At 67.9% G+C, this 22,969-nt stretch carries 19 protein-coding genes; 13 read left to right on the top strand and 6 right to left on the bottom strand.

Annotated elements, in window-relative coordinates:
- Nucleotides 1–7: 7 nt before the first annotated feature.
- Both eccB and ACJH7A_RS10280 read left to right on the top strand, forming a co-directional pair.
- Entirely contained in the window at nucleotides 8–1,357 is a 1,350-nt protein-coding gene (gene eccB, locus ACJH7A_RS10285; protein WP_406801895.1) for a type VII secretion protein EccB, read from the top strand.
- A gap of 47 nt (nucleotides 1,358–1,404) precedes the next feature.
- A complete protein-coding gene (locus ACJH7A_RS10280; RefSeq protein ID WP_064859999.1) occupies nucleotides 1,405–2,517 on the top strand; it encodes a glutamate--cysteine ligase in 1,113 nt (370 codons plus the stop codon).
- Here ACJH7A_RS10280 and ACJH7A_RS10275 read toward each other — a convergent pair.
- Nucleotides 2,506–3,135: a DUF308 domain-containing protein gene (locus tag ACJH7A_RS10275; RefSeq protein WP_406801894.1), complete on the bottom strand. Its 630-nt coding sequence runs from the start codon at nucleotides 3,133–3,135 to the stop codon at nucleotides 2,506–2,508. The genes ACJH7A_RS10280 and ACJH7A_RS10275 overlap by 12 nt on opposite strands.
- Nucleotides 3,136–3,394: 259 nt before the next feature.
- Nucleotides 3,395–4,036 (bottom strand): TetR/AcrR family transcriptional regulator, encoded by a 642-nt coding sequence (locus ACJH7A_RS10270; protein ID WP_267323906.1) that lies wholly within the window; start codon nucleotides 4,034–4,036, stop codon nucleotides 3,395–3,397.
- Between the two features lie 98 nt (nucleotides 4,037–4,134).
- Between ACJH7A_RS10270 and ACJH7A_RS10265 the strand changes: the two genes are divergently transcribed.
- On the top strand, nucleotides 4,135–5,043 hold the full coding sequence (locus ACJH7A_RS10265; RefSeq protein WP_061007220.1) for a hypothetical protein: 909 nt from the start codon (nucleotides 4,135–4,137) through the stop codon (nucleotides 5,041–5,043).
- A gap of 129 nt (nucleotides 5,044–5,172) precedes the next feature.
- Here the strand turns inward: ACJH7A_RS10265 and ACJH7A_RS10260 are convergent, their stop codons facing one another.
- On the bottom strand, nucleotides 5,173–5,664 hold the full coding sequence (locus ACJH7A_RS10260; RefSeq protein WP_061007219.1) for a carbonic anhydrase: 492 nt from the start codon (nucleotides 5,662–5,664) through the stop codon (nucleotides 5,173–5,175).
- Between the two features lie 231 nt (nucleotides 5,665–5,895).
- On the opposite strand from ACJH7A_RS10260, the gene ACJH7A_RS10255 reads away from it, so the two are divergent.
- The gene (locus ACJH7A_RS10255; RefSeq protein ID WP_406801925.1) at nucleotides 5,896–6,759 is read left to right on the top strand and encodes a family 16 glycosylhydrolase; all 864 of its coding nucleotides are present in this window, start codon (nucleotides 5,896–5,898) and stop codon (nucleotides 6,757–6,759) included.
- A 124-nt stretch (nucleotides 6,760–6,883) separates the two neighbouring features.
- Here ACJH7A_RS10255 and ACJH7A_RS10250 read toward each other — a convergent pair whose 3' ends face one another.
- The 3 genes from ACJH7A_RS10250 to eccD form a co-directional block, all read right to left on the bottom strand.
- On the bottom strand, nucleotides 6,884–7,408 hold the full coding sequence (locus tag ACJH7A_RS10250) for a hypothetical protein (RefSeq protein WP_061007217.1): 525 nt from the start codon (nucleotides 7,406–7,408) through the stop codon (nucleotides 6,884–6,886).
- 184 nt (nucleotides 7,409–7,592) lie between these two features.
- Nucleotides 7,593–8,951 (bottom strand): type VII secretion-associated serine protease mycosin, encoded by a 1,359-nt coding sequence (gene mycP / locus ACJH7A_RS10245; RefSeq protein WP_061007216.1) that lies wholly within the window; start codon nucleotides 8,949–8,951, stop codon nucleotides 7,593–7,595.
- A complete protein-coding gene (gene eccD / locus ACJH7A_RS10240) occupies nucleotides 8,903–10,171 on the bottom strand; it encodes a type VII secretion integral membrane protein EccD (protein ID WP_133425281.1) in 1,269 nt (422 codons plus the stop codon). Before eccD ends, mycP begins: the two co-directional genes overlap by 49 nt.
- A 108-nt stretch (nucleotides 10,172–10,279) precedes the next feature.
- Here eccD and eccCb point away from each other — a divergent pair, with 108 nt between their 5' ends.
- The 9 genes from eccCb to eutC all read left to right on the top strand — a co-directional run bounded on the left by eccCb (nucleotide 10,280) and on the right by eutC (nucleotide 22,652).
- Entirely contained in the window at nucleotides 10,280–13,852 is a 3,573-nt protein-coding gene (gene eccCb / locus ACJH7A_RS10235; RefSeq protein ID WP_406801893.1) for a type VII secretion protein EccCb, read from the top strand.
- Nucleotides 13,849–14,991 (top strand): type VII secretion-associated protein, encoded by a 1,143-nt coding sequence (locus ACJH7A_RS10230; RefSeq protein ID WP_406801892.1) that lies wholly within the window; start codon nucleotides 13,849–13,851, stop codon nucleotides 14,989–14,991. Before eccCb ends, ACJH7A_RS10230 begins: the two co-directional genes overlap by 4 nt.
- 74 nt (nucleotides 14,992–15,065) lie before the next feature.
- On the top strand, nucleotides 15,066–15,389 hold the full coding sequence (locus ACJH7A_RS10225) for a WXG100 family type VII secretion target (RefSeq protein WP_406801891.1): 324 nt from the start codon (nucleotides 15,066–15,068) through the stop codon (nucleotides 15,387–15,389).
- Nucleotides 15,390–15,402: 13 nt separating this feature from the next.
- Complete coding sequence (locus ACJH7A_RS10220) at nucleotides 15,403–15,699, top strand: WXG100 family type VII secretion target (RefSeq protein WP_406801890.1); 297 nt, start codon at nucleotides 15,403–15,405, stop codon at nucleotides 15,697–15,699.
- Nucleotides 15,700–15,861: 162 nt separating this feature from the next.
- Entirely contained in the window at nucleotides 15,862–17,154 is a 1,293-nt protein-coding gene (locus ACJH7A_RS10215; RefSeq protein WP_406801888.1) for a GAF domain-containing protein, read from the top strand.
- A gap of 113 nt (nucleotides 17,155–17,267) precedes the next feature.
- On the top strand, nucleotides 17,268–18,791 hold the full coding sequence (gene adh / locus ACJH7A_RS10210; protein WP_267323901.1) for an aldehyde dehydrogenase: 1,524 nt from the start codon (nucleotides 17,268–17,270) through the stop codon (nucleotides 18,789–18,791).
- Nucleotides 18,792–19,027: 236 nt separating this feature from the next.
- Nucleotides 19,028–20,473 carry an ethanolamine permease gene (eat, locus tag ACJH7A_RS10205; protein ID WP_020101489.1) on the top strand — a complete coding sequence of 482 codons (1,446 nt, stop codon included), beginning with the start codon at nucleotides 19,028–19,030 and terminating at the stop codon, nucleotides 20,471–20,473.
- Entirely contained in the window at nucleotides 20,470–21,879 is a 1,410-nt protein-coding gene (locus tag ACJH7A_RS10200) for an ethanolamine ammonia-lyase subunit EutB (protein WP_406801887.1), read from the top strand. The genes eat and ACJH7A_RS10200 overlap by 4 nt, the downstream gene beginning before the upstream one ends.
- Complete coding sequence (eutC, locus tag ACJH7A_RS10195) at nucleotides 21,876–22,652, top strand: ethanolamine ammonia-lyase subunit EutC (protein WP_406801886.1); 777 nt, start codon at nucleotides 21,876–21,878, stop codon at nucleotides 22,650–22,652. Before ACJH7A_RS10200 ends, eutC begins: the two co-directional genes overlap by 4 nt.
- The last annotated feature ends 317 nt before the right edge of the window (nucleotides 22,653–22,969 follow it).

Genomic DNA, 22,969 nt, shown 5'->3' with positions numbered 1-22,969 from the left:
GATGGACATGGCTCGGGGGCAGGGCGCGCAGCTGGAGGCCAGCGGCCGGCGTTTTCAGACGCGGCGGCTGATGCATGCACTGGTGCGTGGTGACGCGGCGATGGTCGACGAACCGATTCGCGCGCAATCGATTTCGTACGCGTCAGGATGGCTCGTCGGACTGTTGGCAGTGGCGGTCTGTGCGGTCATCGCGATCGCGTCGCCGGCGGGCAGGCTGGGAGACGCGCCCATCGTCATGGTCCGGGACACCGGCGCGCTGTACGTGCGGATCGGGCCGACGTGGCACCCCGCGCTGAATCTCGCGTCGGCCCGGCTCGTCGCGAGGTCCGCGGTCAACCCCGTCGCGGTGGACGCGGCGGCCATCGCGAGCGCACCGCGCGGGCCTCTCATCGGAATCCCGGGTGCCCCAGCTGAATTGGGCCGGCCACTCGCGGCGGCGTCGTGGCAGGTGTGCGACAGCGGCCGGACGTCACTGATCGCCGGCGAGGGCGCTGTCGGACCCGATGGCGGACGACCGATCCTGGCGACGGCGGCGGGGGAGCACCTGTCCACCACCTATCTGCTGTACGGGGGCAAGCGCGCCGCGGTGGATCTGCGTGACCTCGCGGTGGTCAGAGCGCTGCGGCTCGACGGCGTCACGCCCCGGCAGGTGTCGCGATCGTTCCTCGACCTGCTGTCCGAACTTCCCGCGATCACGGCGCCGCCGATCCCGGCCCTCGGCAGGACGGGCCCGGGCGGTTTCGTCGTCGGGCAGGTGCTGCGCGTGAGCCGCGCCGACGCCCCGGAACATCACGTGGTCCTCAGCGGTGGTCTGCAGCGCATCGGTGACGTGGCGGCCGACGTCATCCGCTTCACCCACGGCGTGGACGACGGTGACCTCCGCAGTGTGGCGCCGGCGGCCATCGCCGCCATCCCCGCGGTCCATGACCTTGCGGTGTCGACGTTTCCGGACCAGGCGAGCCCGCCACTGCCGAGCGAGGCCCCGGTCTGCGCACGGTGGCGGGCCGACGGCGATCGTGCGGATACCGTTGTCGTGCAAGGGAAACCGGATGCGGCCGCGGTGGCGCTGGCGCAGGAGGACGGCGACGGTCCGAACATCGATGCCGTGGCATTACCGCCGGGCCGGTATGCGTACGTGCACGCCACCGGGGTGACCGGTGGATCGGTGACCGGACCGCTGTACCTGGTGACGGACAGTGGCGTGCGGTACGGCATCCACGATGCCGAGACGGCGAAGTATCTCGGGGTGGAGGGTGCGCCGCTGCCCGCACCGTGGCCGCTGCTGGCCCGGTTGCCGGGCGGGCCCGAATTGAGTGTGGCGGCGGCCGAGGTGCTGCGCGACGGCCTGTCGCCGTAGCGACGCGGCAGGTTTGCCATGGTGGCCTCGGGGGCATTCCGGGTGCCATGACCGACGTGCCGACTTTCGGGGTGGAGGAGGAGTTTCTCCTCGTCGATCACCGTGACGGTGCGCCCCTACCGCGCAACCAGGCGGTCGCGGAATATGCGGCCGCGCGCGGTGTCGACCTACAGCTCGAGTTGACCAGGTGCCAGGTCGAGACCACCACCGCGGTGATGACCACTAGCGGCGATCTGCGTGCGGAACTGACCCGGCTGCGTCGCGTCGCCACCGAGTCGGCGGAAGCGCAGCGGGCGCGGCTGCTGGCCGTCGCGCTACCGCCGACGGTGCCGCACGCGTTCCCGGTGACAACCAAAGAGCGGTATGCCCGCATCGCCGATCGGTTCGGCATGATCGCTCATGAACAGGGCATCTGCGGGTGTCACGTGCACGTCGAGGTGCCCAGTCGGGCGGCGGCTGTCGACGTCAGTAACCGGCTTCGGCCCTATCTGCACCCGCTCCTCGCGCTGAGCGCGAACTCCGCGATCTACCGCAACACCGACAGCGGTTACGCCAGCTTCCGGGGCGTGCTGTGGACCCGCTGGCCGAGCGCCGGACCGCCACCATACTTCGACTCGGTCGAGGACTACGACGCCGTCACCAACACCCTGACGCGGGCCGGTGCGGTGCTCGACGACGGCATGCTCTATTGGGATGTGCGGCCGTCTGCCAATTTCCCGACCGTCGAGGTGCGCGTGGCCGATGTGCCGGCAACAGTGGCCGAGACCGTGTTACTGGCCACGCTCATCCGGGCCGCGGTGATGACGGCGCTGGACGCGAAGGAACGTGGGAAACCGATACCACGCCTTGCTGATTGGACGCTGCGCGCCGCGCACTGGAAGGCGGCGCATGACGGGCTCGACGGCGAGGCGATCGACTTGGCGGGCGACTGCTCGATGGCGCCGGCCCGGGTTCTGCTCGCCGGATTCATCGAGAACCTCCGCCCGGCCCTCGAAGCGCTGGGTGACTATGACATGGCCCGCGACGAGTTGGCCCGCATCGCCGAGCAGGGCAACGGGGCCATGCGGCAGCGTCGGGCCTGGCGACGCCGCAAAGATGTCGGCGATGTCATGTCCGAATTGGCCACGGCGACAACGACGTTCGATCCGCTAGCCCCGTGACCGTCGACTGAGCTTCGCGGTGCGTGCGTCCCCGTCGTGCGGGACACCTATTGCCTTGGTGCGCTTGGCCTTCACCGTCAGCCAGACCGCTGAAATGAGAAAGTAGATCGCGCCCATCGCCGCGTATCCGGCAAGGGTCTTGACCGACTCGATGGTCGGCGTGTGAGCCTGGGTGATGAACAGGCCCCCGACAAGCGCCGACTGGCCGCCGCTGAGGACCATCGCCCACTGCGCGCCGACCTTCCAACGTCGAATGGCGGTGATGAGTTGCAGCAACCCGGCAAGGGTGGCCCACGCGCCGAAGACCGCGAGTACCCACGTCGTACCCGCGAACAGGGCGTAGGCAGCCACGACGGTGACGATCAGACTGACCGCAACGTTGATCAACTGGCTGCGGTTTTGCGCCAGTCCACCGCTTCGCGCGGCATCCCAGAAATTCGCGGCGGCGTCCCACAGCGGATAGAGGATGAGCCACCCCGAGGCCAGCGGAAGGCTGTGCTGGGCGAGCGTCAGCGCGCCAGCTACCCAGGCGAAGGAGAAGGCTGCGCGAACGAAGTAGTAGGTCCTCAACCACTGCTCGCGGTTGGGCTCCGACAGGCTTGCTTGCTGAATCGACATGATTGTGTCCTCTCGATGGGTGCGGACGAGCATCCCGACACCGGGGGCAATCCACCAATGGGGCGGATGCCGTTGACGGGGACTGGACAAACTGTGCCGCAACGGATTTGGTGCGGGCATCTTGGGATTCAGATTATCCGCGGTGGAGCGTTGGGGATGGATAGCTGCGACGAATCGGCTTCGGCGGGGTGCGGCGCGTTGCTTGCCGGCGGCTGATGGCGCTTCGGCGGCCTGTTCGTTGCCGGCAATGCCGCCGTGGTCACGAAGTTGCCGCCGGTGCGGAGCCCGAAGCGTCGAGTCGGTTGACCAGAGGGGTTGTGACGGTAGCGAACAGCTTGGCATCGCCGTAGGCGCGGGCGGACAGCATCGCGCCGTGCACCGTGGCCATGAACATCTCCGCGTCGACGCGGGGACTTGTCTCGATTCGAATCAGTTTCTGCTCGGCGCCGCGTTCGAGAACCGACGTCAGCCACGCCGACAGTGCGCGAAAGTGAGCGGCCACCTCGTTGGCGACTTGTTCTGGGAGGGAAGGAAGTTCGGCGGCCAGAAGGGCGCAGACACAAAACGGATGCGTCGCGTCGGCGATGCAGGTACGCCAGTAATCGACATAGCTGCGGAGCCTGCCGACGGGATCGTCGACGTGGCGTTCTATCTCGGCCAGTCCGGCGAGGGCCTCCTGTCGGTAACGGCTCACCACTGCGCAGACCAGATCGGCCTTGGTGGCGAAGTGGTGGTGAATGCTCGGCTTGCGGATGCCGATTTCGTTCGCGATATCGGCGTAGCTGAATCCGTTGTATCCCCCAGCGATGATGAAACGTCTTGCATGAGCAAGGATTTCGTCTGCCGTCGATGGAGATTGTGCCACGATTCGCAGCCTACCTTCTAGTAGGTAGGCAGTCAAACTTGAAGCGGATGACGGTGGTGGATTGCCCTAACCGGCGCCGCCGCTGCCCCGAAAATCTGTTGGCTTCGCCATTGCGCGTGTGGATGCTGTGTCGAGTGGAAGCACTCGCTCATTGGCCGTCGTTGAACGATCAGGTCGCGCTGGCCAACGAACTGTACAGCTCACCCGTAGGCGAACAGAAGGTCGCCGACTGGCTCGCTGAGCAGGTCCGCCTGGTCCACGATGTCGACTTCGCCCAGGACTTCGCCGCACATGTCCAGCTACCGGGCATCGGGCCACTGGAGTACGCCCACCGCCACGTTCGCACCACTCTCGGCGAGCTGCTCGGCGGGATCCGGTTCTACTCACGCAACATCGCCCGCCCGTTCGTCGACGTCCTCGCCCACAGCTTCGACGACCTCGACGCCCTCGCCGACTGCGTACTGGGCGAATGGTCAGTCTTCAGCCCACGCTACCTGCGCCTACGTACCGCGCCCGGGCTCCTCACCGGTAGACCAGGGGTCATCCTCGACGAGACGATTCACCTCGCCCGATACCGGGACATGCCCCCTGCCGACGGCCGCGTCGTCCTCGACCGTTTCGAGGATCCCGAGGACGCCATCGCGCTCGTCGAAGCTCGCTATGCCGCTGTGGCCGCCACGGACCCGACTCTGGCCAACAACCTGTCCATCGCAACACCAGATGAGCTGCGGTACTGGCACCGTAGCGATCAGCTCCGCGCCGTGCGCCGTCAGGACACAACGATCGGTGTCCTCGCCGTCGCGCCCGGCGCGATCGGGTGGATCACTGGTGAGGAAATCAACGAGGAAGTCATCAGCGATGCTCACGCAGGCCACCGGTACGCGGCCTCAGCGCAAAGCGCCTGGGCTCACTGCGTTGCCACGGATACCGACCAGCTGCTGATCGGCACCATCGACCGCCATAACCACGCCTCACGTGCGACCGCTCGACGGGCCGGCCGACCGAGGGCCCTCGACGACGTCTTCATAGCGATTGCAAAGTGACAGAATTTTGAGAATTCCTATCCTTCTAATCGAGCGGCCCGCCGGGCCAGCACACGCCGAGTATCGCCGACCCGATCGAAAGCGGCGATGATGTCGTAGTCCACGATTCGTGGCGTTCGCCTTCGCGTTTCAGACGGCCACCTCGTTGAGCTTGCCGGTCGCCACGTCGAAGATGAAGCCCCGCAACGATTCGTGTTTGGTCACGAACGGGTTGGCCTCGATGCGGCGCAGCGACTGGCGCACGTCCTGAGCGATGTCAGAAAAGGCTTCGGCGGCCCATGCGGGTTTCAGGCCGGTTTCGTCCTGTATGGCCTTCTTGAAGTCGTCATCGGTGAAAGTCAGCATGCCGCAGTCCGTGTGATGAATCAGGATGATCTCTCTGGTGCCCAGCAGCCGTTGGCTGATCGCCAGAGAACGGATTTCGTCGTCGGTGATGACGCCGCCAGCGTTGCGGATGACGTGCGCCTCACCCTCTCTGACTCCCAGGATGCGGTACACGTCCAGTCGGGCGTCCATGCAGGCGACGACCGCGACGTGCTTGCTCGGGGGTAGAGGCAGCGGGCCGGTGAAGGACTCGGCGTATGCCTGATTGTTGGCGAGGTATTCGTCGGTGACGGTCACGCGCAGATTCTCCTGTTCGCGTTGCTGACGGCTTGCCTTCGCAGTTGAGCGTATTGACAGTCCCGACGGGGTGGGAGGGTGGAAATCAGTCTGATCCTGACGATTAGGACTCTTGGGGTCCGCGCCATTTGCGGACGGTGCCCCTCCTCGCTGGACGGCGGGAAGGCGTGTCCTGGACGCGAGACCGGCACAACTTTTAGTTGCATCGCCTAGGATTTCGGAGTGCCCGATATGGATCGCCGTAGCGTCATGATGATGGCCGGGCTGGGCGTGGCTGCGGCCGTGCTGCCCCCGGCCAAGGCCGGAGCCCAGCCGAACGCGGTGTCACCGGGCCCTGGATTCGCCCCGGCCGCACCAGCAGGCTCGGCCGGCGCGCCGGTGATGCTGTTCCAGGACGGATTCAACGGCCCCGCGGGCGCGCCGCCAGATCCGGCGTGGTGGTTCATCGTGCCTGAGCGTGAGGTCATCCGGAGTCCTGTCGAGTGGGATCAGCCGTACAACATGGGTCGATACGTGACCGACCAGGAGCACGTGTTCCAGGACGGCAAGGGCAACTTGGTCATCCGAGCGACCCGAGGCCCCGGTGCGAACATTCAGGAGCGTTACGCCAGCGCCAAGATCGTCGGTAACTGGCGCGGTGGCATCGGCACCACGTGGGAGGCCCGGGTCAAGCTGAATTGCCTGACCGACGGTGCCTGGCCGGCTTTCTCGCTGCTCAACGACGATCCGGCTCGCGGCGGCGAGGTCGATCTGGTGGAGTGGTACGGCAACCGGGATTGGCCATCGGGGACCACCGTGCACGCCCGGTTGGACGGGACGTCGTTCGCCACCGACCCGCACCCGTTCGACAGCGGCTGGCATACGTATCGAATGACCTGGCAGCCCAGCGGAATGTACTTCTGGAAGGACTACGCGCCGGGTATGGAGCCGTTCTGGTCGGTGCCGGCCAATTCGCTGGACGACTGGCCGTTCAACGATCCGGGTTACACCCTGGTCCCGGTGTTCAACCTCGCGGTGGGTGGCTCGGGTGGGCGCGAACCAGGTGGCGGCCAATACCCGGCCGAGATGCTGATCGACTGGATTCGCGTCTTCTGATCAATCGGCCGGCAACGGTCGGCGCCCGCCGTGGCTGGCTCGGTTCTGCAACGTGTCACAGCTGGCCGCGGTACACCTATCGCCGGCTTCTCGGGAGGCTTGGGCCAGCATCGCGCATTTCGAACTACCAGCGCAGCATCGGCATGGGGTGCAGCGGGTGCTTCAGAGTCCAGCTTGCGGCGGTCCGAACGAGCAGTGCCTGAAAGCCGAGATACGGGAATGCTTGCACGACTTGGGCGATGTCGGTGCGGGGCACTCCGCTGCGGATGAGTCCGCGTGATACGTCGATGCGATCCGCGACGCGAAAAGTCTCGGTCCACCGGTCCTCGCAGGGACGCAGCTTGTGATGCCACTCGACCATCTGTCGGGCGCGCTCGACGTTGTCGACGCCGTAGGCAGATGCCAACTCATCGACGTACTGAAGTGACGGTTCGATGTAGTCCCAGCCGGTGGTCCAGACGCCGATGTCGTGCAGGGCCCACGCCAGTGCGACATCGTCGGGAATCACGTTCAACTGCAACAGTATTCGCTGGTAGTTGAGGCAGCGGTAGACGTGGTTGCGGTACCGCTGCGCGTCGGGTCCCAGGAACTCGTGAAAGCGGGCCAGCACGTCGTCGGTGACGGCGTGCGCGTCGATCAGTTGGGTCATTGGTGGTCTCATCGGGTCGTGGCGAGCGTCCTACATTCGATGCTCTTTGCGAACAGGGGTGTCTCGACGGTGTTGTGCCGGGCGATCGATACCTGACTTCCGGTAGCGGCCTGATCGGCTGTGATGCCGTGGTGCTGGAGAAACTCAAGATACTCGGTGGTGGGCAGGATGAGGACCCTGTTGGTCAGGGTGAGTTCCCGCGTGACCGTCGGCGCCCGGTCACGGCGACGGCTGCCACCGCGATGCAGATGGCGGTGCCGAGGAAGGCGATGCGCCGCGATGGTCGGTGGTCGGGACCGGGCGCGTGCGTTGTCTGCGCGGTCGACAGCCGCGCGGGGGCGGGTGTCGGGACACCGCTGCTCACTGCGGCCAGTGGGTCGACGACGCCGCGTCCCACCTGGGGATTCCAACCATCGGCCGGGTGGCGTGCGGTGTCTTCGATGCGGGCCATCACCTGGCGGGCGGACAATTGCGGCAGTCGCGAACGCACCAGTGCGACAACACCACTGACGACGGGTGCGGCGTAGCTGCTGCCCGACAGCGGGCGCCCGTCGGGCCGGCTGTCGACCAGTCCGTCGCCCTGCGCGCTCAGTGACACCACCGACTCGCCGGGCGCGGCGACGTCGACCCAGGGTCCGGCCAGGCTGAATGGCGACGGCGTCCCGTTCGGGCTGACCGATCCGACGGTGAGCACGTAGTCGTCGTACCAGCCCGGGCTGACGACGGTGTGCACCGTGTCCCAGTCCGGCGTGCCCGGCCGTTTGGGATCGGACAGCGGGTTCTGCCCCGCGCAGTCACCGCTGGCGTTGCCCGCCGCCGCGACGACCACGACATTGCGGACATCGACCGCATAGGCCAGGGCGGCGCCCAACGACCGGTCGTCGAGCGGGTCCGCGGCGGGCATGCAGGCGACCGACGAGATGTTGATGACAGTGGCGCCCGCGTCGGCGGCCGAGCGCACCGCACGGGCGAGCGTCTCGACATCACCCACCCCTGATATCTCATGATCGTCGGTCAGCCGGAACTTGTTGCTGGACTGTCGAATCGCCAGGATCGTGGCGTCGGGTGCCGCACCGCTGAAGGTCCCGTTGTCCGGGGCAACGGCGCCGATCAGTCCGGCGATCGCCGTACCGTGGCCGTCGCAGTCCTGCGTACCGTCCCCGGACGAGACGTAGTCACCGCCGGCGACCAGGCGGGGGAGCAGTCGGTGCCGGGCCACGCCGGTGTCGATCACTGCCACCAGCTGTCCGCTGCCGCGGGAAAGCGGCCACACCGCAGCAAGATTGAGCATGTCGGGTTGGTCTGCGGGACGGGCATCAGCCGGCTTCGCCGTCGCACACCGGTCCGATTGTTCGGTCCTACCGGGCGGCGCCGGGGCCGCGGGTCCGGGAAGTTGGCTGTGATCAACCGGTTTCGGCGCGATGGCATGTGCGCACGGAGCGGCCGACGCGATGGTGATCGTCAAGGCGACAGCGATGACCCGTCGCAGGGCGCTCACAGGCCACGCGCCAGGCGGAAAACATCTGCGGTCCAGAGTGCGCATGCCGGCACGGCGACCAGTGCCACGTATTCGAGATGTACAAAGCCTCGGCCCACCGTGGCACTCACCCGTCCGATCCGCTGAGCGCCCAGCACCACCGCGATGACGCCGCCGCCGAGCCAGGCGGCCCAGCCGGGGAATGCCATCGCGGTGACGACCAAAGCCGCAGTGGTACAGACCATTCCCGCGACCATGACCGCCCACCGCCGTGCCGGATGCCGATAGGACGGTGCCCGCAGCGCAATCGCGGCCGTCGCCACCCAGATGAACACCACCGTCGAGGTCCGGGACTCATGGACGGCGCCCATTGCAACCACGACGGCGCCGGCCGCCGCGGCAGCGGCCGCGCCCACGACCATCGCCGTGAGCACCCGCTGCGCCAGCTCGATCCGTTGCGGATCGCCGTCGGTGACCGTCGCCGAGCGCGGCGTGAGTCCCGCGACGGTGACAGCGCACCGCGGCGCGGCCGACAGCACCACAAATGCCGCCACGGTGGTGGCCACCCCGGTACTGGCCAGCGCCACCGACCACATGCTCGCCGCAACGGTCGCCACCATTGTCGGCATCGTAAAGGCCACGGCCGCAACGGATACGGGAAGCACACCGATCCGTAGCAGAACGAGGGCCACCGCGAACGCCGTCGCCGATCCGAGCAGGACGTTGGGCGCCGCCGGGCCACCCGGTACGGCCGAGAAACCCGCCGCGAAAGCGAGCACGACGGCGGCGGCCGGCCACGCCGCCCGGCCGGACCGCCATGACATCGCCACTGCAGCCAGCGCACCACCGCAACCGACAGTGGCTGCCGTGAAGTGGTCGCCGCGCGCAGCAGACCAGAGCAGCAGCACGGACGCGGCGGTCACCGCCCACAGACAGAGCACGGGCCCGACCAGATGGCCGGTGGCATCGCGAGGCGCCTGGTCGGCGGCCATGGTCGCCGTGTGCCTCCGGAGCGTGCCGAACTCCGGCACCGTGCTTCGCCGCAGCTCCAGGATGTCACCGTCGTGAACTCCGTTTTGCCGCAACGATAATGACCCGTCGATCGGATCCCCGGCAGCCCGGCTCAGGTGCCAACTCACGCCTTCCGGCGCGCGCGCATGTGCCAGCGCCACGATGTCAGGGAGCAACGCGTCCACCGCGGCGCCCGCAGGCAGCACCAGATCGGTGGTGTCGCTGGTGCGTTCACTGTCGGTCCGTACGGATAGCCGACACACTGCTTCAGACATCGCGCCCCCCGGATCGACATGCCGATCTCACCGTAACCGCGAATCGGGTCCCTACCCGACACGAAAATCGATGGAACCGAACGGTGTCGGGGTACGTCTGATAGTTCGATGGAATTCACCAGAGTCGCACGATCTCCCGTAGTCCCAGTGGATGCGGAAGACATCGAGGTCCGGACACCACCACAGGTGCCGCGATTGTCGTCGGGCAACGTCGTCACCCGAGTCGCACCCGTGCTCATGCTGTTGGCGATGGCCGGCATGATGGTGTTCTACTTCCGTTCGGGTTCGGCCACCGGCCGGAATCCGATGTTCCTGCTGTTTCCGGCGATGATGGTGCTGTCGCTGGTCGGCAGCACTGTCCTCGGGTCGCGCGGTGCGCGCCGGGCAGGTGAGATCGACGCAGATCGGCGTGAGTACCTGGTGTATCTCGACGCGATCGGTGAGTGCGCGGAGCGAACCGCAGCCGAGCAGCATCGGGTACTACATCAGAACCACCCGCCGCCCGACACGCTGTGGACGCTCGCCGGCTCCGAACGGATGTGGCAACGCCGTTGGAACGACGACGATTTCACCGAAATCCGCGTCGGGATCGGGGAACGCCCACTCAACACCAGACTCGTTCCGGTACCCGCCACCGGCGACGGGACGACGGATCCGCTGACCGCCTCGGCACTCGATCGGCTGCTACGAACCGCCGCGACCGTGCCCGATGTCCCGGTGACGGTCGTCGTCAATCGGCTGCGGCGGATCGACGTCGGCGGCGATGATCCACGGGGACAGGCGCGCGCCATGGCGTGCCAGCTGGCTATGTGGCATGGACCCGACCAGCTGAAGATCGCCGCGGTCGCCGGATCGGCCGAGTGGGACTGGCTGAAATGGCTACCGCACCACTATCGCTCGGGCGTGCTCAGCGGGCAGCCGCTGCGGTTTACGGACCTCGGTGCCGTCACTGCCATCGCCGGGTGTCATCTGGTGGTGCTGGTCGACAGTCCGGCGGCCGCCGTCTTCGTGGACACCGACGCGGTGACACTGCTGGTGCTCGGCGCGCCGGGTACGGCGTCGACGCTTCCGCCCTGCTCGACCGCCGACGTGCTCACGGCCGCACAAGCAGAGACCTGCGGACGACGTGTGGCGCGCTACCGCCTGGCCGTCGGTGCGGACAACGCACGCCGACACCATGATCGGACGACGTTCGTCGGCGTGGACGTGGCGGGGGACGGGTGGCCGATTCGTCCGGCCCGGCATCGGCTGCGGGTGCCGATCGGTACCGACGACACCGGTGCGACGGTCGAGCTCGACCTCAAGGAACCGGCCGAGCACGGCATGGGTCCGCACGGCTTGTGCATCGGCGCAACAGGTTCCGGCAAATCCGAGTTCCTGCGCACCCTGACCCTGGGTCTGATCAGCACCCACTCGCCGGACGAGCTCAATCTGATCCTCGTCGACTTCAAAGGCGGTGCAACGTTTCTCGGCTTCGAACAGGCCAACCACGTCGCGGCCGTCATCACCAACTTGGCGCAGGAAGCACATCTGGTCGCCCGGATGCACGACGCCCTCGCCGGCGAGCTGACACGGCGCCAAGGACTGTTGCGGGCGGCCGGGAACCTGTCCGGAATCGGCGACCACCGGCGGGCACGCGCGGCGGGCGCCGACCTGCCACCGCTGCCTGCCCTGTTCATCGTGGTCGATGAGTTCTCCGAATTGCTCAGCCAGCATCCGGATTTCGCGGAGCTGTTCGTCGCCATCGGCCGCCTCGGTCGATCACTGGGCGTTCATCTCCTGCTGGCCAGCCAGCGTCTCGACGAGGGTCGCCTGCGCGGACTGGACACCCACCTCTCGTACCGGGTCTGCCTCAAGACGTTCTCGGCGGCGGAGTCGCGGGCCGTCATCGGGGTCACCGACGCACACGAGCTGCCCGGAACGCCGGGTGCGGGGTTGCTGCGCACCGCAGACGGAAAGCTGGTGCGATTTCACACTGCATTCGTCTCGGGGCCGGTCCCACAGAGCCACGACGAACGCCCGGTTCCGCGCCTGTTCACCGTCGAGGCCCCGGTGGTCACGCCTGACCCGCCGGCCGGGCCGACGCTGATGGACACGACCTTGCGCCGGCTGACCGGTCGCGGTGCGCGCGCTCATCCGGTCTGGCTGCCGCCCCTCACGAATTCGCCCGCGTTGTCCGAGCTGCTGGCGGCCGGCAGCGAAGGCGGTCCGCTGCGGGTCCCGATCGGATTAGTGGACAACCCGTTTCAGCAGCGCCGCGAGCCGCTCGTTGCCGACCTCAGTGGGTCCGGCGGGCACGTGGCCATCGTGGGCGGCCCGCGCTCGGGGAAATCCGTTGCGCTGCAGACGTTGCTACTGGGCCTCGCTGTGACCGCGCCTGCCGACGGCCTCAGCGTCTACGGCCTCGATCTGGGCGACGGTGCGCTGACGGCGTTGCGACAGCACCCGCACGTCGGCACCGTCGCCGGTCGGAACGAGCCGGAGTTATTGCGGCGCATCGTTTCCCAGCTGGCCTCGCTGTGCCGCCGGCGCCAGGACTTCCGGCAGCAGTACGGCCCCGAAGCGCCCTTTCCGGACAGTTACGGTGAGGTCGTCCTGGCCGTCGACGGTTGGGCCACGCTGCGTCGTGAATTCGATGCGCTGGAGGAGCCCATCACCGCCATGGCCGCGCAGGGCCTGTCGGTCGGGATCCACGTGGTGCTGACCGCGAATCGGTGGGCAGAACTGCGGCCGATGCTGAAAGACCACATCGGCACCCGGGTCGAATTGCGGCTCGGTGACCCGAGCGAGTCCGAAATGGACCGCCGCCGTGCCCATCTGCTCACCACCTGCCCGCCCGGCCGGGGCCTCACCAGAGACGGCAAGGAGTTCGTGGTCGCGCGGCCCGAGCTCGACCGGATCGCCACCCATCAGTCCCCGGCGCCCCGGATCGAATTGCTTCCGCAACGCGTGGAATACGCCGCGCTCGCGGCCACCGCCGAACGCCCGCCGCGGTACGTCATCGGCGTATCCGAAGAGGACCTGCAACCGTTCGCGCTGGACTTGAGCTCCGATCCGTACCTGATCCTGTTGGGCGACACGGGCTGCGGCAAGACGTCTGTGCTGCGGACGCTGTGCCGCGCGATCACCGGACAGACCGATCCCACTCGGGCGCAGCTGCTGATCGTCGACTACCGGCGGTCACTGTTGGGGGAGGTGGAACCGCCGTACCTGTGCGGCTACGCGATGTCGGCGGTGACGACCGCTGCCGAACTCGCCGCTGCGCTGTCCCTGCTCACCGCGCGGTTGCCGGGACCCGGTGTCACTCAGCAGCAGTTGCGCGACCGCTCCTGGTGGTCCGGTCCCGAAATCCACGTCTTGGTCGACGATTACGACCTGGTCGTGGGTGCCGCGGGGAATCCGCTGAGCCCTTTGCTCGACCTGCTGCCGCACGCTTCGGACATCGGGCTCCACGTCGTGGTCGCCCGCCGCTCCGGCGGTGCCGCACGCGCCATGTTCGACCCGCTGCTGTCGCGCATGCGCGACCTGGGCGCGACGGGCATCATCATGAGCACAAGCCCGGATGAAGGGCCGCTGCTCGGCGCCGCGCGGCCGATGACGCTGCCTCCTGGCCGGGGCGTCGTCGTGCGCCGTGGCCAACCCGATCAGCTGGTCCAGATCGGCTGGACCGAGCCGCCATGACGGTTGTGGTGGTCGGACCGAACACGATCCGCGGGCCGGGAGACATCGACGCCGACCTGGTCTCGTCCGCTTTGGAGTGCGTCGACGAACCGCTGGGCCTGCTGCGTGCGGCGGTCCTTCCCGCCCAACGCATCTGGCGCGACGTCATGGCCGCGGCGGCAGGCACCGCGTCGGCCATCACGGTGGTTTGCCCGACATGGTGGTCGCCGGCGAGGATCGAGCGAGTTCGGACGGCGGTCCCCACCAGCGTTTCTCACGTCGTCATAGAGCGCAGAACCGATGCCCTCCGAGCGGCCGGCGGCGAACCCGATTGCGCGGTCGTCGAACTGGGGGAGGACATCGTGACGATCTCCCGTCCCGGGGCGGCCGCGTCCGTCGTGCGACGCACCGACAGCGCCACCGCCGAGGCCGTCATCGCGCGAACCACGTGGCACGGCCACGTGGTGATCGACGCGCCCATCGGCGTTCCCGGCGCTGCGCCCCTGGCCGCCGAAATGCAAGCACTGCTGCAGGATCAGGGCGTCCCGGCACAGATTCTGAGTTGCGACGATCTGCTCGACCAGGCCGACGAGGACAGCACCCGCAGCACCGCAGCGACCCGTTCCCCGCGGGCGCGCATCGCGACTGCCTTCGCCGCGGCCGTCGCGGTCATCGGCGCTGGGGCACTGGGCCTGTCCAACAGAGACGCCCCAGCGCCGCCCGTCGCCGCGGTCACAGACCCGGAGTTCACGTGGCTCGTGGAAGGCCGGGTGGCGGTGCAGATCCCGGTGCGCTGGACGGTCGACCGGGCGCTTGCGGGCGCGGGATCGGCTCGGCTGCAGATCATTTCGCCCAATGACCACGGGCAGGTCATCCACCTCACGCAATCGGTCGTGCCGCGGGAGCAGACGCTCGACGTGGCGGCAAGGTCGCTGCGGGAGGCTTCGACGAAGCTGCCCGACGGCGTCATCGTGGATTTCGAGGAGGCCGGCGTCAGTGCCGGACGCGCGGCCGTGCGGTACCGCGAGGTGCGCGGCGGGCGGACGGTCGAGTGGTCGGTGCTGCTCGACGGACCGGTCCGGATCGCCGTGGGGTGCCAGGGCGCGGCCGTCCAACCGGCCTGTGACACCGCGATCCGCTCGGCCCGTCGGACTGACTGAAAAAACTTGCACCGCAAGGGAACCGAATACCCGTGGGAAACGTCTGAACTATCAAACCCAATCGAGAGGAAATCATGACAGCTCCGGAAAGTGGCGCTCTGACTACAGATTTCGATCTGATGACGGGGATCGCCGGCAAGGTCGAGGTCCGCAACGAGGAGATTCGGGCCATGCTCGGAAACTTCATCGGTCAGATGACGGCCATCCCGCCGACGGTGTGGGGCGGCGCCGCGGCGACCAGATTCCAGGACGTGGTGAACCGGTGGAACGGCGAATCGATGAAACTGCATGCGTCACTGCAACGTATCGCCGAGACCATCCGGGCCAACGCGGCGGTGCTGGGCCAGGCCGCTGACGACCATGCCCAGCGCATCGGCGCCGCCGGCCACGCGATCTGACGGGACAAGGCACATGCAACCGGCACTGTCGTACCACTTCGGCGAGATCGAGTTCGCCGTCCGCCAACAAATCCATGCCACCTCGGCACGGATGAACACGTCGCTGGAAGAGCTCCGGCACCTGGTCGCGCCACTGCAGCAGACCTGGACCCGGGAGGCGGCCGAGGCGTTCCAGGCCGAACAGGCCCGCTGGAATCAGTCGGCGGCCGCCCTCAACGACATCCTGCACAGCCTCGGCAACGCCGTCCGCGACGGAGCCGATGACATCGCCGCGACCGACCGGCGCGCGGCGGGCGACTGGGTCTTCTAGCCTCACCACAAGCCCTGTGTGGTCCCGCCCCCGGAGGAGAGCCGGGGGCGGGGCCACACAGTCATGCCGCGCGCAGGGCCCAACTTGTGTCTTAGAACACCCAGGTCGACTACCCTGGCGGCCACGCAGGTGTGTATCCGACCTGCGAGGAGTGTGAGTGTCGTGGGAACCAGCCGCACCGAGGGGTCGCCGGCCGGCTGGACGCTGCGCGCGGTACACCAGCGGTTCGTCACCGGCGAGATCGACGCCCAGCACCTGGATCCCGCCGCCGTCCGTCCCGTCATCGCCGACAGCTGGCGCCGCAGCCTGGCCACGGGCGTGGACCCCGACCTCGGCGGTGCGCAGTTCACGCCCGTCGTGCCCAAGACCCTGGACCAGCTGCGCGCCGAACAACCCATCGCGGCCGCCTTGCCGGTGATCCGGAAACTGCTGGTCGAGGACGCCAAGGACAGCGGTGTCATGGTGGCGGTGGCCGCCGCCGACGGCACCCTGCTGTGGGTCGAGGGCGACAAGACGGCCCTGAGCCGGGGCGAGGCCATGAACTTCGTGGCCGGCGCCAACTGGAGCGAGCGCAGCGCCGGCACCAACGCTCCGGGCACCGCGCTGGCGCTGGACCGGGAACTGCAGATCCACGGCTCGGAACACTTCGCCCGCCTGGTGCAGCCCTGGACCTGCACGGCGGTGCCGGTGCACGACCCGACGACGGGCGAGCTCATCGGCTGCGTCGACCTCACCGGTGACAGCCAGATTGCCTCGGCCCAGACCCTGGGCCTGGTGCGCGCGACGGTGATGGCCATCGAGAACCACCTGGCGCTGCAGCGGCTGCTGCAGCCCACGCCGAGTCCGGTGACCATGGCTCGCCTGACGGTGCTGGGCGGTGACCGTCCGCGCTGGGTCGCCACCGGCGACGACGGACAACCGCGCCAGCACACCCTGAGCGGCCGGCACGCCGACATCCTGGTCCTGCTGAGCCGGCACCCCGAGGGTCTGAGCGCCGACCATCTCGCAATGTTGTTGGACGACAACGATCTTGACTCGGTCACCATCCGCGTCGAGATGTCCCGCCTGCGCCGGGTCATCGGCGCCCAGTACGTGGCGTCGCGGCCCTACCGGCTGCTCACCCCGATCGACAGTGACGTCGCCGATGTCTTCGCCGCGCTGCACCGCGGTGATGTCGACGCCGCGCTGTCCCACTACTCGGGTGCGCTGCTGCCGCAGTCGGTGTCGCCGGCGATCGCCCGGTTGCGCACCGAGCTGGGGGAGAGCCTGCGGACCGCGGTGCTGTCGGCGTCCGCGGCCGGACATGTTGGCATGTTGCGCCGGTGGCTGGCGCTGCCCGACGGCCGCGACGACCGGCACGGCTGGCAATTGCTGCGCAACCACCCATCCGCGGACGCCGTCGTGCGGGCGCAGGCGGTCGGGCACCTGGCGGGATTGGACGCCGACCTCGGCTGACGGGCTCCGGTTCCATCGCGTTCAACGATGCAACTGTGTTGCAACCCACTTCTGCGTACCGTTAGTGACCAGCAGCACATCTGTGTTTTGTCACCCACTGGAGGAGTGAACCCATGACTGTTTACGCGCGTCCCGGTGCCGAGGGTTCGGTGATGACCTACCCGGCCCGCTACGACAACTTCATCGGCGGCGAGTGGGTGGCACCCGCTGCCGGTCGCTACTTCGAGAACCGTACCCCGGTGACGGGTGAGGTGTTCATCGAGATTGCCCGCTCGGACGAATCCGACATCGAGAAGGCGCTGGACGCCGCGCACGCCGCCGCGCCCGCCTGGGGCAAGACCGCGCCGGCCGCCCGCGCCCGGGTGCTGAACCTCATCGCCGATCGCATGGAGCAGAACCTCGAGGCCATCGCCGTCGCCGAGTCGTGGGACAACGGCAAGCCGGTCCGCGAGACGCTGAACGCCGACATCCCGCTGGCCGTCGACCACTTCCGCTACTTCGCAGGCGTGCTGCGGGCCCAGGAAGGCTCGATCTCCGAGATCGACGACGACACCGTCGCCTACCACTTCCACGAGCCGCTCGGCGTCGTCGGCCAGATCATCCCGTGGAACTTCCCGATCCTGATGGCCGTCTGGAAGCTGGCCCCCGCGCTGGCCGCCGGCAACGCGATCGTGCTCAAGCCCGCCGAGCAGACCCCGGCGTCGATCATGTTCCTGTTCTCGCTCATCGGCGACCTGCTGCCGCCGGGTGTTGTCAACGTGGTCAACGGCTTCGGCGTCGAGGCCGGCAAGCCGCTGGCGTCGAGCAACCGCATCGCCAAGATCGCCTTCACCGGCGAGACCACCACGGGCCGGCTGATCATGCAGTACGCCAGCCAGAACCTGATCCCGGTCACCCTGGAGCTGGGCGGCAAGAGCCCCAACATCTTCTTCAGCGACATCATGGCCGCCGAGGACGACTTCCAGGACAAGGCGCTGGAAGGCTTCACGATGTTCGCGCTGAACCAGGGCGAGGTCTGCACCTGCCCGTCGCGCAGCCTGATCCAGGCAGACATCTTCGACGAGTTCCTGGCGCTGGCCGCCATCCGCACCAAGGCCGTCCGCCAGGGCGACCCGCTGGACACCGAGACCATGATCGGCGCGCAGGCCTCCAACGACCAGCTCGAGAAGATCCTGTCCTACATCGAGATCGGCAAATCCGAAGGCGCGCAGCTGATCACCGGTGGTGAGCGGGCCGAGCTCGGCGGCGACCTCAACGGCGGCTACTACGTGACGCCGACGGTGTTCTCCGGCCACAACGGCATGCGGATCTTCCAGGAGGAGATTTTCGGTCCGGTGCTGTCGGTGACGTCGTTCAAGGACTACGACGACGCCATCTCGATCGCCAACAACACCCTGTACGGCCTCGGCGCCGGCGTGTGGTCGCGCAACGGCAACGTCGCCTACCGGGCGGGCCGCGACATCAAGGCCGGCCGCGTGTGGACCAACTGCTACCACATGTACCCCGCGCACGCCGCGTTCGGCGGTTACAAGCAGTCCGGAATCGGCCGCGAGAACCACAAGATGATGCTGGACCACTACCAGCAGACGAAGAACCTGCTCGTCTCGTACTCGACGAAGGCCCAGGGGTTCTTCTGACGAGCGCTCGCGCGAGGAAACGAGCACTCTGATGAGCGAGCGCGCAAGGAAACGAAGCGCGTAGCTCCCACGAACCGCGAGCGCCCGCGTACCCCCCGAATGCGCGGGCGCTCGCTTCCTTTCTCGGTCGACGCTTTCCAAAAGCGTTCGGCGACACAATGATCAAGGCCGGCACCAGAAGACTCCTGGGGGGCAGGCCAATTCGGCATCCGCCATCCCTCTTTCAGGAGTTCGCAGTGTCCATCACCAACCCACCCAGTGAGCACTCCGCTCGCGGTGTCGAAGAGCACGTCGAGAGCAACGAATACCTCGCGAAACGTCAGCTGAAGAAGGGCACGGCCGGCTGGCTGCTGCTCGCCGGACTCGGCGTCAGCTACGTGGTGTCCGGGGACTACTCCGGCTGGAATTTCGGTCTGGCACACGGTGGTTTCGGTGGCCTCGCCATCGCCGCCGTGATCATCGCCGGCATGTACCTGGCCCTGGTGCTGGGCATGGCCGAGCTGTCCTCGGCGCTGCCGGCCGCCGGCGGCGGTTACACCTTCGCCCGTCGTGCCCTGGGCCCGTGGGGCGGTTTCGCCACCGGCACCGCGATCCTCATCGAGTACTCGATCGCCCCCGCCGCCATCGCGACGTTCATCGGCGCCTACGTGGAATCGTTGGGGCTCTTCGGGATTCACAACGGCTGGTGGGTGTATCTGGCGGCCTACGCGTTCTTCATCGGCATCCACCTGTCCGGTGTCGGTGAGGCGCTCAAGGTGATGTTCGTGATCACCGCCATCGCGCTGCTGGGCCTGGTGATCTTCGCGGTCTGTGCCATCGGGCAGTTCGACGTCTCCAACCTGACCACCATTGCGGTCGACGTCAACGCGGCCGGGGCTTCGGCGATCCTGCCGCACGGCTACCTCGGCATCTGGGCCGCCATCCCGTTCGCCATCTGGTTCTTCCTGGCGATCGAAGGCGTGCCGCTGGCCGCCGAGGAAACCGCGAACCCGGAGAAGAACGTGCCGCGCGGCATCATCGCGGCGATGACGGTACTGCTGGTCACCTGCGCCGTCGTGCTGGTGCTCACCACGGGTGTCGGTGGCGCGCAACAGATGTCGGCCTCGGGCAACCCGCTCGTCGAGGCGCTCGGTTCGGGCGTCGGCGCCAAGCTGGTCAACTACATCGGCCTGGCCGGACTGATCGCGAGCTTCTTCTCGATCATCTACGCCTACTCGCGTCAGCTCTTCGCCCTGTCCCGGGCGGGCTACCTGCCGACCCAGCTGTCGGTGACCAACTCCCGCAAGGCGCCGACACTGGCGCTCATCGTCCCCGGCGTCATCGGCTTCCTGCTGTCGCTGACCGGCAAGGGCGACCTGCTGCTGAACATGGCGGTCTTCGGTGCGGCCGTGAGCTACGTCCTGATGATGGTCAGCCACATCGTGCTGCGCCGCCGCGAGCCGAACATGCCGCGGCCGTACCGCACCCCGGGCGGCATCGCCACCACCGGCTTCGCGCTCGTCATCGCCGTCGTCGCGGTCATCGCCACCTTCCTGGTCGACCCCAAGGCCGTGGGCCTGTGCCTGCTGGTGTTCTGCGCCTTCATGCTCTACTTCGCGGTCTACAGCCGGCACCATTTGGTGGCAAACTCTCCTGATGAAGAGTTCGCGATGCTCGCAGAAGCCGAGGACGAGCTGAAATGAAGTACCACCAGCGGATTTCGGGGGTGAACCACACCTTCGACGGGCTTGTGGATTTGATGGCCAAGGCCACGCCGCTGCGCTCCGGTGATGAACTCGCCGGGTGCGCGGCCCACAACGACGCCGAGCGGGCTGCCGCGGCGTGGGCACTGGCCGACCTTCCGCTGGACACCTTCCTCAATGAAGCGGTGGTGCCGTACGAGACCGACGAGGTCACCCGGCTCATCATGGATTCCCATGACCAGCAAGCGTTTTCGGAAGTCTCCCACCTGACGGTGGGAGGTTTCCGGGACTGGCTGCTGGACGCGGTGGCCGGCGACGACGCCGCCGCGAAGATCGCTGCCGTCGCCCCCGGCATCACGCCGGAGATGGCGGCAGCGGTCTCCAAGATCATGCGGAACCAGGACCTGATCGCGGTCACCGCGGCCACCCAGGTGCACGCGGCCTTCCGCAGCACCATCGGGTTGCCGGGCACCCTGGCCACCCGGCTGCAGCCCAACCACCCGACCGACGATCCGCGCGGCATCGCCGCCGCCGTGCTCGACGGACTGCTGATGGGGTGCGGCGACGCCGTCATCGGCATCAACCCGGCCACCGACTCGCCGCAGGCCACCGCCGACCTGCTGCACCTGCTCGACAACATTCGCAGCCGCTACGACATCCCGGCGCAGTCGTGCGTGCTGTCGCACATCACCACCACGATCGGCCTCATCGAGGCCGGCGCCCCGGTGGACCTGGTGTTCCAGTCGGTGGCGGGCACCGAAGGCGCCAACAAGGCCTTCGGTGTCGACATGGCGCTGCTGCGCGAAGGCAACGAGGCCGGCCGGTCCCTGAACCGCGGCACCGTCGGCAACAACGTCATGTACCTGGAAACCGGTCAGGGCTCGGCGCTCAGCTCGGGCGCCCACCTCGGTACCGGCGGCCGGCCCGTCGACCAGCAGACGCTCGAAACCCGGGCCTACGGTGTCGCCCGCGCCCTGGACCCGCTGCTGGTCAACACCGTCGTCGGCTTCATCGGTCCGGAGTACCTGTACGACGGCCGGCAGATCATCCGGGCCGGGCTCGAGGACCACTTCTGCGGCAAGCTGCTCGGCCTGCCGATGGGCGTCGACGTCTGCTACACCAACCACGCCGAAGCCGACCAGAACGACATGGACACGCTGCTCACGCTGCTGGCCGCGGCGGGTTGCGCCTTCGTCATCACGGTGCCCGGCGCCGACGACGTCATGCTCGGCTACCAGAGCCTGTCGTTCCACGACGTCGTCGCGGTCCGCCGCACGCTCGGGCTGAAGCCGGCTCCGGAGTTCGACGCCTGGCTCAAGAAGGTCGGCATGACCGACGACGCCGGCAAGCTGACCAAGTTCGATCTGCAGCGCTCGGCGCTGCGGGCGCTCACCGCGGCGGGATGACGATGACCGAAGATCTCGCAATCCAGGAGTTCTGGGACGAGCTCCGCAAGACCACGCAGGCCCGCATCGGACTGGGCCGCGCCGGCAATGCGCTGCCCACCCGGGAAGTCCTCGAACTTTCCGCGGCCCACGCCGCCGCCCGCGACGCCGTGCACGAGCCGCTCGACGTCGAGGCCCTCGCGGCCCGTGTCCGGGAGATCAGGATCGGCGAACCGGCGGTGGTGCGCAGCCAGGCCGAGTCCCGTAGCGAGTACCTGCGCCGTCCCGATCTTGGCCGGCTGCCGGCCACGCCCATGGACGTCCCGGAAACCCCGGCCGACATCGGCTTCGTCCTGGCCGACGGGCTCTCGCCCTACGCCCTGGCCAAGCATGGTCCGGCGCTGCTCGCCGAGCTCGTGGCGCGGCTGGGCGACCAGTACACGCTGGCGCCGCCGGTGATCGCCACGCAGGCCCGCGTGGCGCTCGGCGACCACGTCGGCGCGGCGGCGAAAGTGCGCACGCTGCTGGTGATCATCGGGGAGCGGCCGGGCCTGTCGGTGGCCGACAGCCTGGGCATCTACCTGACGCATCTGCCGATGCCGGGGCGTACCGACGCAGACCGCAACTGCATCTCTAACATCCACCCGCCCGAGGGGCTCGGCTACGCCGAGGCCGCGACGGTCGCGGCGGGGTTGGTGTCGGGTGCCCGCGCGCTGGGCCGGTCCGGCGTCGACCTCAAGGACACCTCCCGCGACACCTCCCTGGAAGCGCCCAGCGCCGCCGAGCTCACCTGAGATCCGTTCGATGTCAGCAGGTGCCTTGGTTGGGTGTTTCTAGGTGATTCTGTCCCAGTGGCGATTTGGCCCCCGGAACTCTTGGTGCCTTTTCGTATGCTGTGATTAGAGGTGGCGACGGCGTGGGTGTGGGTCGTTGTGAGTCTCAGTGAAGTGTGGGTGTCCTCCCGGTGGTTGAGTTTTGTGCTGTTGAGCGCCGTACGCGGCCAATTCAACTGTGCTGGGGGGAGAAGCTCGTTAGAGCAATGATCAGAACCTGTGGATGAGCCTCGGCGAGGCGGCGTAGGAAAGGGCGCACCTTCCCGAGGATGATCTGA

Origin of the sequence: Mycobacterium sp. SMC-17 (assembly GCF_045310915.1) — a bacterium.
In the GTDB taxonomy this organism is placed as follows: Bacteria; Actinomycetota; Actinomycetes; order Mycobacteriales; family Mycobacteriaceae; genus Mycobacterium.
Note: the sequence above shows the minus strand (reverse complement) of the source record. Positions and strands in the feature narration are given on the sequence as shown.